Source organism: Bordetella pseudohinzii (genome assembly GCF_000657795.2).
In the GTDB taxonomy this organism is placed as follows: domain Bacteria; phylum Pseudomonadota; class Gammaproteobacteria; order Burkholderiales; family Burkholderiaceae_B; genus Bordetella; species Bordetella pseudohinzii.
In genome coordinates, this window is the sequence record NZ_JHEP02000007.1 from 88,228 (window position 1) to 101,385 (window position 13,158).

The 13,158-nt window shown below is 67.6% G+C and carries 12 protein-coding genes; 6 read left to right on the forward strand and 6 right to left on the reverse strand.

Annotated features, from left to right (window positions below):
- Positions 1 to 3 precede the first annotated feature (3 nt).
- Both recQ and L540_RS10910 read right to left on the reverse strand, forming a co-directional pair.
- Positions 4 to 1,824: a DNA helicase RecQ gene (gene recQ / locus L540_RS10905; RefSeq protein ID WP_043213348.1), complete on the reverse strand. Its 1,821-nt coding sequence runs from the start codon at positions 1,822 to 1,824 to the stop codon at positions 4 to 6.
- A 96-nt stretch (positions 1,825 to 1,920) separates the two neighbouring features.
- Positions 1,921 to 3,240: a fimbrial protein gene (locus L540_RS10910; protein ID WP_231584773.1), complete on the reverse strand. Its 1,320-nt coding sequence runs from the start codon at positions 3,238 to 3,240 to the stop codon at positions 1,921 to 1,923.
- A 179-nt stretch (positions 3,241 to 3,419) separates the two neighbouring features.
- Here L540_RS10910 and L540_RS10915 point away from each other — a divergent pair, with 179 nt between their 5' ends.
- Together L540_RS10915 and risK are read left to right on the forward strand one after the other, a co-directional pair.
- Positions 3,420 to 4,121 carry a response regulator gene (locus tag L540_RS10915; RefSeq protein ID WP_043213343.1) on the forward strand — a complete coding sequence of 234 codons (702 nt, stop codon included), beginning with the start codon at positions 3,420 to 3,422 and terminating at the stop codon, positions 4,119 to 4,121.
- A gap of 11 nt (positions 4,122 to 4,132) precedes the next feature.
- Positions 4,133 to 5,599, forward strand: a complete 1,467-nt coding sequence (risK, locus tag L540_RS10920) for a sensor histidine kinase RisK (RefSeq protein ID WP_043213341.1) — start codon at positions 4,133 to 4,135, stop codon at positions 5,597 to 5,599.
- Positions 5,600 to 5,612: 13 nt separating this feature from the next.
- On the opposite strand, the gene L540_RS10925 is transcribed toward risK, so the two are convergent.
- Positions 5,613 to 6,665, reverse strand: a complete 1,053-nt coding sequence (locus tag L540_RS10925) for a cytochrome d ubiquinol oxidase subunit II (RefSeq protein WP_043213338.1) — start codon at positions 6,663 to 6,665, stop codon at positions 5,613 to 5,615.
- Positions 6,662 to 7,999 carry a cytochrome ubiquinol oxidase subunit I gene (locus L540_RS10930; RefSeq protein WP_043213336.1) on the reverse strand — a complete coding sequence of 446 codons (1,338 nt, stop codon included), beginning with the start codon at positions 7,997 to 7,999 and terminating at the stop codon, positions 6,662 to 6,664. Before L540_RS10930 ends, L540_RS10925 begins: the two co-directional genes overlap by 4 nt.
- Positions 8,000 to 8,117: 118 nt before the next feature.
- Between L540_RS10930 and L540_RS10935 the strand changes: the two genes are divergently transcribed.
- The 4 genes from L540_RS10935 to minE all read left to right on the forward strand — a co-directional run bounded on the left by L540_RS10935 (position 8,118) and on the right by minE (position 12,084).
- Positions 8,118 to 9,878 carry a glutamine--tRNA ligase/YqeY domain fusion protein gene (locus tag L540_RS10935; protein ID WP_043213334.1) on the forward strand — a complete coding sequence of 587 codons (1,761 nt, stop codon included), beginning with the start codon at positions 8,118 to 8,120 and terminating at the stop codon, positions 9,876 to 9,878.
- A gap of 183 nt (positions 9,879 to 10,061) precedes the next feature.
- Positions 10,062 to 10,898 carry a septum site-determining protein MinC gene (gene minC / locus L540_RS10940; RefSeq protein ID WP_043213332.1) on the forward strand — a complete coding sequence of 279 codons (837 nt, stop codon included), beginning with the start codon at positions 10,062 to 10,064 and terminating at the stop codon, positions 10,896 to 10,898.
- 94 nt (positions 10,899 to 10,992) lie between these two features.
- Positions 10,993 to 11,808 (forward strand): septum site-determining protein MinD, encoded by an 816-nt coding sequence (minD, locus tag L540_RS10945; protein ID WP_043213744.1) that lies wholly within the window; start codon positions 10,993 to 10,995, stop codon positions 11,806 to 11,808.
- A 3-nt stretch (positions 11,809 to 11,811) separates the two neighbouring features.
- Complete coding sequence (minE, locus tag L540_RS10950) at positions 11,812 to 12,084, forward strand: cell division topological specificity factor MinE (RefSeq protein ID WP_029578944.1); 273 nt, start codon at positions 11,812 to 11,814, stop codon at positions 12,082 to 12,084.
- A gap of 79 nt (positions 12,085 to 12,163) precedes the next feature.
- Here the strand turns inward: minE and L540_RS10955 are convergent, their stop codons facing one another.
- Together L540_RS10955 and L540_RS10960 are read right to left on the reverse strand one after the other, a co-directional pair.
- Positions 12,164 to 12,385, reverse strand: coding sequence for a glycine zipper 2TM domain-containing protein (locus L540_RS10955; RefSeq protein WP_043213330.1), 222 nt, complete (start codon positions 12,383 to 12,385; stop codon positions 12,164 to 12,166).
- Between the two features lie 201 nt (positions 12,386 to 12,586).
- Entirely contained in the window at positions 12,587 to 13,120 is a 534-nt protein-coding gene (locus tag L540_RS10960) for an isochorismatase family protein (RefSeq protein WP_043213327.1), read from the reverse strand.
- Positions 13,121 to 13,158: the final 38 nt, after the last annotated feature.

Sequence of the window (13,158 nt, forward strand, 5' to 3'; positions counted from 1 at the left end):
ACCCTAGCGGGGCCGCGCCACGCAGCGCAGGATTTCCTCGCCATAGGCTTCGAGCTTGCGCGCGCCCACGCCGCTGATGTGGCCCAGGGCCTCTTGGGTTTCGGGCAAGGCCAGCGCGATCTCGCGCAGCGTCGCATCATGGAAGATCACATAGGCCGGCACGCCATGATTGCGCGCCACCTCGGCGCGCCAGCCGCGCAAGGCCTCGAAGACCGGCATGCGGTCGGCCGGCAGGTCGATGACCGGCGCCTTGGCGCGCGTGCCGCCGCGGCTGCGGGGTTTTTTCTCGGATTCGCGGCGCAGCATCAGCTGCACCTCGCCGCGCAGCACCGCCCGGCTGTCCTCGGTGAGCGCCAGCGTGCCGTAGCCCTCGTGGTCCACCATGAGCAAGCCCTTGGCGAGCAACTGGCGCAAGACCCCGCGCCAGGCGCTTTCCGACAGATCCGCCCCGACGCCGAAGACGCTGAGCGACTCATGATCGTGCTGCCGCGTGCGGTCGCTGCTCTTGCCGCGCAGGATATCGATGATGTGGCCCGCGCCGTAGCGCTGGCCGCGCTCCTTGCCCAGGCGGTAGATGGCCGAAAGCGCCTTCTGGGCGGCCACCGTGCCGTCCCAGGCCTCGGGCGGCTCCAGACAGACATCGCAGTTGCCGCAAGCCGTGATGGTCTGGCCAAAATAGGCCAGCAGGCGCACCCGGCGGCACTCCACCGTCTCGCACAGGCCCAGCATGGCGTCGAGCTGCTGGCCCAGGCGGCGCCGATAGCTCTCATCGCCGGGCGACTCGTCGATCATGCGGCGCTGCTGCACCACATCCTGCAAACCGTAGGCCAGCCAGGCCGTGGCGGGCAGGCCGTCGCGGCCGGCGCGGCCGGTCTCCTGGTAATAGCCCTCCACCGACTTGGGCAGGTCGATATGCGCGACGAAACGGACGTCGGGCTTGTCTATCCCCATGCCAAAGGCGATGGTCGCCACCATGACCACGCCGTCCTCGCGCAGAAAGCGCGCCTGGTTGCGGGCCCGGACCTGGGCGCTCAGGCCCGCGTGATAAGGCAAGGCATTGATGCCCTGGCTGCACAGAAACTCGGCGGTTTCTTCGACCCGGGCGCGCGACAGGCAATAGACCACGCCCGAGTCGCCCTCGTGCTCGCTGCGGATCAGATCCAGCAGCTGCCGGCGCACCTCGCTCTTTTCGACGATGCGGTAGCGGATATTGGGGCGGTCGAAACTCGCCACGAAGTGGCGCGCCTGGTCCAGCGCCAGGCGCTGGGCGATCTCGCTGCGCGTGGCCGCCGTGGCCGTGGCCGTCAGCGCGATGCGCGGCACATCGGGCCAGCGCTCATGCAGCATGGACAGGCCCAGGTATTCCGGCCGGAAATCATGTCCCCATTGCGATACGCAATGCGCCTCGTCGATGGCGAACAGGGCAATGCGGCCGCGCTCCAGCAGTTGCAGGCAGCGGTCGGTCAACAGCCTTTCGGGCGCCACATAGAGCAGGTCCAGCTCGCCGGCCACGAAGGCGCGCTCGACCTCGCGCACCTGCTGCCACTCCTGGGTCGAATTCAAGAAGGCGGCGCGCACGCCCAGCTCGGTCAGGGCATCGACCTGATCCTGCATGAGGGCGATAAGCGGCGAGACGACGATGCCGGTCCCCTCGCGCACCAGCGCAGGCACTTGATAACACAGCGATTTTCCGCCGCCGGTCGGCATCAGCACCAGCGCGTCGCCGCCGCCGATCACATGCTCGACAATGGCCTGCTGGTCGCCACGAAAGGATTCGTATCCGAAGACGCGCTGCAACACGCCAAGCGCGCGGGGATCAGACATGAGAGACGGGAAGGAAGACTTGAATCATGGAGGGGCATTTTAAGGCGCATCGGGGAAACCGTGCGCGGCCTTGCGGAACCGGCGTGGTGACGGGCGCTAGAACCCTAGCCAATGCCCGCGCATAAAAGTATCCACCGGCATCGACAGCCTCGCCTTCCATTCGTAATCGCCCGAGAGCAGGTCACGGTCGGCGCCCAGCGCGAACCGGACGGTGGGCGCCAGTTCCATACTGTGCTCCAGCCCCACCCGCCTGTCGTTCGGGTCGCCCCGCCCCATGACATCGGAGGAATAGGTGCCGCTCAACGTGCCCATGCCGCGCAGCGGCACGCCGGCCGACAGCGTGCTGCGCATCTGGCGCGTGGCCGCGGCCCCGGCGCTGTAGGAACTCAGATCGCCGAAACCGGCGCCGATGTCCTCGCCCGTCACGCCCAGCTGGACGGCGTCGGCCATGGTGACGTTGTAGCCGAAGCGATAGCGCCAGGCGTTGACCGAATCGAAGCTGCTTTGCGTGACGCCCGCCTCGAAGGTGCCGATCTCCCCGGCGTTGTAGCGCGTGCCCAGGCCGCGCGCGGTCAGACCGCGCGTGGTCTGCACCTGGCCCTCCAGGGTCATGGCGCTGGTCAGGCCGTAGCGCAGCGTGCCGCTGCCGGCGGCGGCGCCGTAATCCATCGCGCCCTCGGTCGCCGCGGGGTCCATGAGATTGAGCCGCCCGACCGAGGAGGAATAGCCAAGCTTGCCCGCGCCGATATTGCTCGCGCTGTCGAACTGGTCGGAGACCTGGACGCCGCCCAGCGGGGCGCTAGCGCCCCAGGCCGGCGCCTTGGCCGTCAGATTGCCGATCCCGACCGATGGCCCTTCGGCGCTGCGATAGAGCCAGTTGCGGTCGCCGTAACTCAGGCTGGGCCGGGCGTTGATGGCGGAGAACAAGCGCGGCCGGGGCAGGATCACGCTCTGGTTCAGGACCGGGCGCGTGCGGGCCAGCTCGTTGCGCTCCAGGTCCAGGGCATAGGAGGGGCTGACCTGGGGCACCTCGTAGTCCGGGAAAGGCCGTTGGCACCCCCCGGGCGCCTCCTGCCCCGGCGCGGCCTCCAGGCCCGGGGGCGCGGGCGGCCCGGCCCATTGCGCGCAAGGATCGGGTTCGGGAGACAGAGCATAGCCGTCGATGGGGCCGGACAGCTGCACCGCCTGCGGCATGGCCGGCGCGAGCACGCCGATGCCGTAGCGCGCCGCCTCCTGGGGAGCGCTCGCCACGGTGGGCGAGGCGGCCCGGGGCGCGGCAGGCTGGGCGGCGGAATTATCAGGGACGGATTGATCATCGCCAGGCATGGCGCAGGCCCCGAGGACCATATTGCCCGCCAGCGCGGCGGCCAGCACCGTGCGCGATATCCGTTTACGCTCGCGTTCGCGGTTCACCATAACGCGAATCAGTGTAGGAATTCCCGGGCGCGGCATCTGTAAACGAAGTTAATAAAACGGCACGGGATCCCCCCGTGCCGCCAAGCAGCCCGCTATTCTAGGACCAAATTTGCCAGGGCCTATTTCAGATCGTTTCTTTCCCCTTGTCGGAACCGGCCCAGCCCGGGCACTATCTGGTCATGGACAGCCCTCACACCAAGCTGCTGGTCGTCGACGACGATCCGGCATTGCGGCAATTGCTGGCCGATTATCTCAATCGGCACGGCTACGACACCTTGCTCGCCCCCGATGCCAATGATCTGCCGGCGCGCATCACCCGCTACGCCCCCGATCTGCTGGTGCTGGATCGCATGCTGCCGGGCGGCGACGGCGCCGACGCTTGCCGCCGCCTGCGCGAGCAAGGCGAAGATATCCCCGTCATCCTGCTGACCGCGCGCGACGAGGCGGTCGACCGCATCATCGGCCTGGAAGCCGGCGCCGACGACTATCTGGGCAAACCCTTCGACCCGCGCGAACTGCTGGCCCGCATCGAGGCGGTCCTGCGCCGCAAGCGCGGCCCCTCGGCCCTGGTCAAGGACCAGCCGGTCAGTTTCGGCCCCTTTGTGTTCGACCCGACCACCCGCCAGCTGCTGCGCGAGGGCGCCGCGGTCAAGCTGACCGGCGGCGAAATCAATCTGCTCGAAGCCCTGGTGCGCAATGCCGGCAAGCCCCTGTCGCGCGAACGCCTGCTCGCGCTGGCGCGCGACGACGACAGCGGCGAGCGCAATGACCGCGCCATCGACATCGCCATCCTGCGCCTGCGCCGCGCCATCGAGGACGATCCCAAGCAGCCGCGCTGGATACAGACCGTCTGGGGTATCGGCTATCGGTTCGCGCCCTGAGCCGCGCCACGATGAAAATCCCGCTGTCCCTGGCCCTGCCGCGCTCGCTGCGCGCCAGGCTTATCCTGCTCGTGCTGGGCGCGGTGCTGCTGGCCCAGGCGGCCACCTTGGCCACCGTCTCCTATTACCGGCATAAATTCATCGAGGACGTGGCGATCGGCTATATCGCCACCACCATCCGCACGCTGCGCGCCGCGCTGGCGCAAGTGCCCAGCGAAGACCGGGCGGAGTTCGTGCGCGTCGCCTCGCAGAATCAATGGCGCTGGTGGGCGCGCGGCCTGCCGGCCGAGGCCCGGCTGCAGCGCCTGAATCATCCGCCGCCCGAGCGCATGGGACCCAGCGGCATGCCGCCGCCTGACAGCAGCCCCGGCCCGCACCGGCGCTTCGATGAGGCTGAAGGCCGCCGCCGTCCGCCGGCGCCGCCCAGCGACGACGTGCGCCGCGACCTGCGCCGCCTGGTCCAGGAACTCAACCTGCGCCTGAACGACGGCACCCGCGTAGCCCTGTCGCGCGGCCCGCGCCCGGAAATCTTCATCTCGCTGGCGCCCAATACCGCCAGCGAGGATGTCCCCGCCCTGCGCGAATGGCTGGTCATCCCGCTGGACCGGCTGGATCCGCCCGTGGCCACGCCCATGATCGTCTTCTGGCTGGGCGGATTGGGGCTGGTGCTCTTGCTTGCGGCCGGATTCTCCTGGCACATCACGCGGCCGTTGACGCGGCTGGCCGATGCCGCCGACCGGCTGGCCGCCGGCCAGCCGCAGCGCGTGGAACCCTCCGGGCCGCACGAAACCCGCGTGCTGGGCGAGCGCTTCAATGCCATGCTCGACGCCCTGGCCGAATCCGACTCCGTGCGCCGCACCCTGCTCTCGGGCCTGCCTCATGACCTGAAGGGCCCGCTGTCGCGCATGTGGCTGCGCATCGAGCTGGCCGACGACTCCGCGCTCAAGGAAGGGCTGCGCAAGGACCTGCAGGACATGCAGCACATGGTGGACCAGTTCATCGGTTTCGTGCGCGGCACCGACCCGGCGGCCTACCGCTATGCCCCGCTGAACCTGAACGAATGGATCAGCGAACGGGTGCAGAGCTGGAAAGGCGCGGGCACGGCGATTTCGCTGGCCGCCGCCGACGACGACGGCCTGAGCATCCAGGGCGACGCCGTGGCCCTGGGCCGGCTGCTGGACAACCTGATCGGCAACGCCCTGCACCATGGCGCGCCGCCCATCGAGGTGCGGCTGCGCGGCGACGCGGGCCACGCCATCATCGAAGTGGCCGATCACGGCAGCGGTATCGCGCCCCAGCGGCGCGCCGAGGCCCTGCGGCCTTTCGCCCGGCTGGACGACGCCCGCACCCGCACCGGCAATGTCGGCCTGGGCCTGGCCCTGGCCGACGCCATCGCGCGCGCGCATGGCGGCTCGCTCGAACTGGACGCCGATAGCGGCGGCGGCCTGCTGGTCAGGATACGCCTGCCGCGCGCCTGAAGCGGCCGGGCGTTCAGCCCGGCGGCGGGAGCAAGGCCGCGGGACGGCGCTCCCGGCCAAAGACCGAGCGATAGGCCAGGATATTGAAGACCAGCACCACCGGCACGCCGATGACCACGCCGGCCAGCACCAGTCGCATCGAGCCCAGCGCCCCGCTGCCGTCCCAGATCGTCATGTCGTCCAGGATGAGATAGGGAAAGAAGCTGTAGGCCAGGCCGGCCAGCATCAGCAGGTAGAGCGCCACGCACAGCACGAAGGGCAGCCAGGCGAAGCGGTCGGCCTTGCCCGGCAGGCGCGTCAGCAGCATCTCGGCCGCCACAAAACCCAGCAGCATCACGGCCCAGACGCCCGCCGCCGCGCCCAGGTGGGCGGCATTGCTCCATTTGTAGAAGATGCCGGCGTTGGCCAGCCCCAGCGTCACGGCGATGGCCACCATGCCGGCCGCCGTCCAGCGTATGCCGTGGCGCGCCCATGAGGCGGCGCGGCGCTGCAGCTCGCCGTCGATGCGCATGACCAGCCAGCAGGCCCCCAGCAGCGCATAGGCGGCCACGGCGCACAGCCCCACGAACAGAGAGAACCAGCCATAGCCGGCATCGCTCTGGTAATCGGTGGCGATCCGCCCCAGCACCATGCCCTGGCCGATGGCGGCCAAGAGCGAACCCACCCAGAAACCGACGATCCAGGCCGGCTTGTGCTCGGTGCGGGCGCGGATGCGGAACTCGAAGGCCACGCTGCGCAGGACGATGCCCAAGGTCATGACGACCAGGGGGCCGTAGAGCTTGCCCAGGATGATGCCCCAGGCAAAGGGAAAGGCCGAGCCGAACAGCCCTATGCCCAGCAGGGGCCAGAATTCATTGGCATCGCGCCACGGACTCAGAAGCCCCATCATGCGGCCGCGCTCCTCGGCCGGCGCGAATTGCAGCAGGATGCCCACGCCGATATCAAAACCGTCGAGCACGATGCCCGCGGCAATGAGCAGCAGCAGCAGGCCCATGAAGACCATGGGCATCCAGAAGGTCGGATCTTCGGGGCTCAGGCCCAGCGAAGCGGCCAGGGTGGCGATCATGACGAGCCTCCGATCTTGCGCACGGGCACGACGCCATAGCGCGCGGCGTGGAACAACATGCCGATGAAGGCGCTCAACAGCAAGGCATAGAGCGCGCCGTAGCCGGCCAGCCCCCACCACAGGGTCGAGGCCGGCACGGCGCCGAGCACTTCGGACTGGGTGATCGTGCGGTTGACGATATAAGGCTGCAGCCCCACCTGGGCGACCCAGATGCCCAGCACGACCGACAGGCCGCCGCTGAACATCATCGCGGTGAGCGTGCGCAGCCACCAGCGAGGCATGGCCGCCGGGTCGTAGCCGCGCCGGCAGCTCAGGCAGAAAGACAGCACCGCGGCGATGAACATCAGGCCGCCCAGCAGCCACATGGCGCGCAGCGACAGAAAGACGAAGGCCACCGGCGGCTGCATCCCCGAATACTTGTCCAGGCCGATATAGCCCGCGTCGGTGTCCCGGGCCAGCCAGCGGCCGCCAGCATCATGCCAGGTCCAGGCGCCGAGATTGCGCTGCGAGGCCGGATCGGGCAGGCCGAGGATGACCACCGAGGGCGTCGTCCCGCTATGCCAATACCCCGCCAGCGCGGCCGCCTTGGCCGGCTGCAGGCGGGCCGTCACCTCGCCCAGGCCCCAGGCGGCCGGCGCCTGCAGCAGGCTGGCGGCCAGGGCCAGCACCAAGGCGGTCTTGTAGGCGTGGCGCTCGCCGTCGTCCAGGGGGCGCCTGAGCGCCTGCAGGGCGGTCACCCCCAGGATGAGAAAGGCCGCGGCCAGGAGGGCGCCCAGGACCGTCAGGCCCATGCGCCAGCCGAAAGAGGGGTTGAAAATCACGCTTACCCAGTCATAGATCTGGTAGCGCCCGTCGATGATGGCCGCGCCGTCCGGTGTCTGCAGCCAGGATTGCAGCGAAACGACCCAGCCGACGGCGACGACCTGGCCGATGGCCACCATCAGCACCGCCAGGGTATGGGCCAGGTCGGAAACCCGGCGCTGCCCAAAGAGCATCACGCCCAGGAAGCAGGATTTGAGGACAAAGACGGACAGCACGCCGAAACCGACCAGGGGCCCGGCCACATTGCCGATCTTGTCCATCAGCCCGGGCCACAGGCTGGCCAGCTGCACGAGCACCGGCATGGCGCTGGCCAGCGCGAGCACGAAGGACAGCGCGAAAATGCGCACCCAGAACCGGTAGGCGGCGACCCACCCGGCCTGGGTGCCGCGGGCGCGCAGCTTGAAAAACAGCAATATCCAGGCCAGCGCCATGGAAAACGCCAGGAACAAGGCCAGGAAGCTCAGGCTTGCCGTGAACTGGGTCCGGGCCAGCTGGAGAGGGGCGATATTCATGATGGGCGGTAGTGTAGAGCCAGTTTCCTGGGCGTGGGGGTCGGGTTTGCAACGGAAGTCTCTCCCGATCGTGGCAAAATGGGTCTTTTGTGGCCGCATTTTTCGACTTCGCCCCAGAATGACCCAAACCCCCACGCCTCACGCAGCCAGCAATTACCTGCGCAACATCATCGAAGAAGACCTGGCGGCCAACCGCTTCCAGGGTAAGCGGTGGGCCGGCAAGCCCGGCCCGGCTTCCGTGCAGGCGGCGGGCGCGCCCGACCCCGCGCGCATCCGCACCCGCTTTCCGCCCGAGCCCAACGGCTACCTGCACATCGGCCACGCCAAGAGCATCTGCGTCAATTTCGGCCTGGCCAAGGAGTTCGGCGGCGTCTGCCATCTGCGCTTTGACGACACCAACCCCGAGAAAGAAGACCAGGAATACGTCGACGCCATCATCGAGGCGGTCCATTGGCTGGGTTTCGACTGGACGGCGGACGGCAATGACAACCTGTTCTTTGCCAGCGACTACTTCGAGTTCATGTATGAGTTCGCCGAAGCGCTGGTCGAGGCCGGCCATGCTTTTGTCGACGAACAAAGCGCCGACGAGATCCGCGCCCAGCGCGGCACGCTGACCGAGCCCGGCGCCAACTCGCCCTTCCGCGACCGTCCGGCGGCCGAATCCCTGACCCGGCTGCGCGAGATGCGCGATGGCCTGCATCCGGACGGCAGCCTGGTGCTGCGCGCCAAGATCGACATGGCCTCGCCCAATATCAATCTGCGCGACCCGGTGATGTACCGCGTGCGCCACGCCACCCATCACCGCACCGGCAACAAGTGGTGCATCTACCCGATGTACAGCTGGGCGCACCCGGTCGAGGATGCGCTCGAAGGCATCACGCACAGCATCTGCACGCTGGAGTTCGAAGACCAGCGCCCCTTCTACGACTGGATCCTGGCGCGCCTGGCCGAACTGGGCAAGCTGGCCCGGCCCCTGCCCCACCAGTACGAGTTCGCGCGCCTGAACCTCACCTATATCGTCACCAGCAAGCGCAAGCTGCTGCAGCTGGTGCGCGAAGGCTATGTGGACGGCTGGGACGACCCCCGCATGCCCACGCTGTTCGGCATGCGCCGCCGCGGCTATACCGCCTCCGCCATCCGCCTGTTCTGCGACCGCACGGCCGTCTCCAAATCCGATTCGCGCATCGACTACAGCCTGCTGGAGCAGGCGGTGCGCGACGACCTGGACCCGGGCACGCCCCGCTCGGTGGCCGTGCTCGACCCGATCAAGCTGGTCATCACCAACTATCCCGAAGGGCAGACCGAGACCTGCACGGCGCCGAGCAATCCGCACGACCCCGCCGCCGGCCATCGCGAGTTCCCCTTCTCGCGCGAGCTCTGGATCGAGCGCGACGACTTCCGCGAAGAGCCGCCGAAGAAGTATTTCCGCCTCTTCCCCGGCAACCAGGTGCGCCTGAAATACGGCTATGTGGTGCGCTGCACGGGCTACACCAAAGACGAAGCCGGCAATGTGACCGAAGTCCAGGCCGAGTACCTGCCCGACACCAAGAGCGGCACGCCGGGCGCCGACAGCGTCAAGGTCAAGGGCAACATCACCTGGGTGAGCGCCGCGCACGCGGTCCCCGCCGAAGTGCGCCTGTATGACCGCCTCTTCGCCGATCCGCACCCGGACGGCGGCGACAAGGACTTCCTGACCTGCCTGAATCCCAACTCCATCCAGACCGTGCGCGCCTGGCTGGAGCCGGGCACCCGGATCGAGCCGGGCGCGACCTGGCAGTTCGAGCGCCTGGGCTATTTCACGGTCGATAGCCAGGACTCGCGGCCCGAGGCGCCGGTGCTCAACCGCATCGTCACGCTCAAGGACTCCTGGGGCGCCTGAGCCCCTGCCGCCGGTCCGGACAACGCCCCCGCCCTGGGGGCGTTGTCGCATCCGGACGCCGGAGGTCACAAAGGCGCGGCAAACCCCATTTCGGAGGCGACCGAAGCGGGTCAGCCGGGTTATCATGCCCGACATTCCCGACCGGTCCGCGCCCGAGCCCGGACCGACCGCAAGAAAGCCCTGATGAACACCGAACCCCTCGCCCTGGATTTCAAAAGCGCCACGCTCTATGCCATCCGCGTGGTGCTGCATAGCGCCGATCTCGAACAATTGCGGCAGGCCCTGGCCAGACGCATGGCCGACGCCGGCAGCTTTTTCGAGAACGAGCCCGTGGTGATCGACGCCAGCCGTCTCGACGAAGCGATGGATTGGCCGGCCCTGGTCGACGCGCTGGTCTCCCACAACCTGCCGCCCATCGGGGTGGTGGCCGAAGGCGCCAACCTGCAGGCCGCGCGCGACGCCGGTCTGACGCCGGTGGAGCTCTCGGCCACCGCACCGCGCGCGCCCCAGGTGGTTGACCCCGCTCCGCCCAATCATGTGTCCACGCCCGTGCCGGCGGCCCCCGAGGCCAGCCCGGCGGCCAAGGAGCGCACCAAGTCCAACGGCGATGCCGAGGCCGTGCCCACCCGGGCCGCGCGCGAGACCACCGAGGCGGCCAACCACACGGCGGCCGCGCCGCAATCGTCGACCGCGCTGGTCATCACCAAGCCGTTGCGTTCAGGGCAGCGCGTCTACGCGCGCCACACCGACCTGGTGGTGATCGGCATGGTGAGCCAGGGCGCGGAGGTCATCGCCGACGGCAATATCCATGTGTACGGCCCCTTGCGCGGCAAGGCCATGGCCGGCGCGCGGGGCGATACCTCGGCGCGCATTTTCACCACGCACCTGGACGCCGAACTGCTCGCCGTGGCGGGCGTCTACCGCGTGGTGGAAGACCGCCTGGACCGCAATCTGCATAATCAACCAGCGCTGGTCCGGCTCAACGGCGACACGCTGCACATCGAAGCGCTAAAAGGCTGACGCGAGGCGCGGCGGCCATACAGTTGTAAGAAGCCATTAAGGGCTTTTTGCTTTACGATAACGCGATTTATACGAACATAAGGGTTTGATCGTCATGACACGTATTGTTGTGGTGACTTCCGGCAAAGGCGGGGTGGGCAAGACCACCACCAGCGCCAGCTTCTCCTCGGGCCTCGCCATGCGCGGCTTCAAGACCGCGGTCATCGACTTCGACGTCGGCCTGCGCAATCTCGACCTCATCATGGGCTGCGAGCGCCGCGTCGTATACGACTTCGTCAACGTGATTCAAGGCGAGGCAAGCCTCAAGCAAGCCCTCATCAAAGACAAGCAGCTGGACAATCTCTTCATCCTGCCGGCCTCGCAGACGCGCGACAAGGACGCGCTGACGCAGGAGGGCGTGGGCAAGGTGATCGAAGACCTCAAAGAGATGGGCTTCGACTACATCGTCTGCGACTCGCCGGCCGGCATCGAGACCGGCGCGCTCCTGGCCGCCTATTTCGCCGACGACGCCCTGGTGGTCACCAACCCCGAGGTGTCCTCGGTGCGCGACTCCGACCGCATCCTCGGCATCCTGGCCGCCAAATCGCGCCGCGCCGTCGAAGGCGACGAGCCGGTCAAGGAATACCTGCTGCTCACCCGCTACAACCCCAAGCGCGTCATCGACGGCGAAATGCTGTCGCTGGGCGATATCGAAGACATTCTGCGCATCAAGATGATCGGCGTCGTGCCCGAGTCGGAAGCGGTGCTGCAGGCGTCCAACCAGGGCCTGCCCGCCATCCACCTCAAGGACAGCGATGTCTCCGAGGCCTATAAGGACGTGGTGGCCCGTTATCTGGGCGAAGAACGCTCGCTGCGCTTTACCGAATACGAAAAGCCCGGCTTCCTGAAGCGCCTGTTCGGAGGAAAGTAAGCAATGTCCTTCCTGTCGTTTCTGCTCGGCCAAAAGAAGTCCTCGGCCAGCGTCGCCAAAGAACGGCTCCAGATCATCCTGGCGCATGAGCGCTCGGGCCGGGGCGACTCCCCCGATTACCTGCCGCAATTGCAGCAGGAGCTGGTTGCCGTGATTTCCAAGTACGTCAAGATCAATCCCGACGATATCAAGGTCAACCTTGAGCGCCAGGACACCCTGGAAGTGCTCGAAGTCAAGATCGAAATGCCGCAGAGCGAAACGCAGGCGTCGGCCTGATCCCACAAAGGCCGGCCGCGTCCGGCCACAAAAGCAAAAAGCCCTGCTTGCGCAGGGCTTTTGTTTTACGGCTGGCGGTTTACTTGCCGATCTGGTCGCCGATCACGCCGCCGATGGCCGCGCCGCCGACCGTGCCGAGGATGCCGCCATTGGTGATCACGGCGCCGGCCACGCCGCCCAGGGCCGCGCCGCCGACCGTGCTCTTCTGGCGACGGCTCATGCTGTCCCAGGAGGAGCAGCCCGCCATCGAGGCGGCCAATAGCACCGCCAGGCACATCTTAGAAATCGTCTTTACCTTCATGATAGTTCTCCTGTTGTCGTGCCTGGGACCGCGCACCAGCAGCAGGTCTTCCTTGCCACGCGCGACATGCGCGTCCCTTCCTGGGTCTACATGCCCAGGATGACAAAAATCGTCGCCATATGCTGTGAGGTTTGCCCAATTTTTGTGTCAAGGGATTGGAAAACCCTTACACCTCGGGCGAGATGTTGCTTGCCAGCGCCTTTACTTGACCAAACGTAACACGTCGCGGAAACGCGGATGTTCGCAGGTCTCCATCCACTCGAAAATCGCCATTTCGCTGGTGACGATGTCCGCGCCGGCGGCGCGCGCGCGACGCAGCGCCGCATGGTGGTCGGACGGCTTGCGCGAGCCGGCGGCATCGGCCACCAGCACGGCATGCCAGCCCTGTTCGCGCAGGCCCAGCACGGTCTGCAGCACGCAGATATGCGCCTCGCAGCCCGTCACCAGCACCGTTTTGCGCGCCGGCGGCAGCCAGGCCTCAAACCCCGGCTCGCGCATGGCCGAGAAATGCATCTTCTGGAAAGTCGCCTGCACCTGCTCGCGCAAGGGCGCCACGGTGGCGCCCAGCATGCGGCTGTGGTGCTCGGTGGCCACCACGGGCACATCGAGCAGGCGCGCCGCGCGCGCCAGCTTATCGGCCGTGGCCAGCACCTGCTCGCCGCGATCTATCACCGGCATGAGGCGCTCCTGCATGTCGATCACAAGCACAATGGAATGGTCAGCGCGCAGCAGCATGGCGGATCTCCGGAGGACGGAAGGCCTCGCGGCCTTCC

Bases quoted from the DNA above. Each gene is read 5' to 3' on its own strand.
- recQ (WP_043213348.1), bottom strand. From the start codon at position 1,824: ATGTCTGATCCCCGCGCGCTTGGCGTGTTGCAGCGCGTCTTCGGATAC.
- L540_RS10910 (WP_231584773.1), bottom strand. From the start codon at position 3,240: ATGGTGAACCGCGAACGCGAGCGTAAACGGATATCGCGCACGGTGCTG.
- L540_RS10915 (WP_043213343.1), top strand. From the start codon at position 3,420: ATGGACAGCCCTCACACCAAGCTGCTGGTCGTCGACGACGATCCGGCA.
- risK (WP_043213341.1), top strand. From the start codon at position 4,133: ATGAAAATCCCGCTGTCCCTGGCCCTGCCGCGCTCGCTGCGCGCCAGG.
- L540_RS10925 (WP_043213338.1), bottom strand. From the start codon at position 6,665: ATGATCGCCACCCTGGCCGCTTCGCTGGGCCTGAGCCCCGAAGATCCG.
- L540_RS10930 (WP_043213336.1), bottom strand. From the start codon at position 7,999: ATGAATATCGCCCCTCTCCAGCTGGCCCGGACCCAGTTCACGGCAAGC.
- L540_RS10935 (WP_043213334.1), top strand. From the start codon at position 8,118: ATGACCCAAACCCCCACGCCTCACGCAGCCAGCAATTACCTGCGCAAC.
- minC (WP_043213332.1), top strand. From the start codon at position 10,062: ATGAACACCGAACCCCTCGCCCTGGATTTCAAAAGCGCCACGCTCTAT.
- minD (WP_043213744.1), top strand. From the start codon at position 10,993: ATGACACGTATTGTTGTGGTGACTTCCGGCAAAGGCGGGGTGGGCAAG.
- minE (WP_029578944.1), top strand. From the start codon at position 11,812: ATGTCCTTCCTGTCGTTTCTGCTCGGCCAAAAGAAGTCCTCGGCCAGC.
- L540_RS10955 (WP_043213330.1), bottom strand. From the start codon at position 12,385: ATGAAGGTAAAGACGATTTCTAAGATGTGCCTGGCGGTGCTATTGGCC.
- L540_RS10960 (WP_043213327.1), bottom strand. From the start codon at position 13,120: ATGCTGCTGCGCGCTGACCATTCCATTGTGCTTGTGATCGACATGCAG.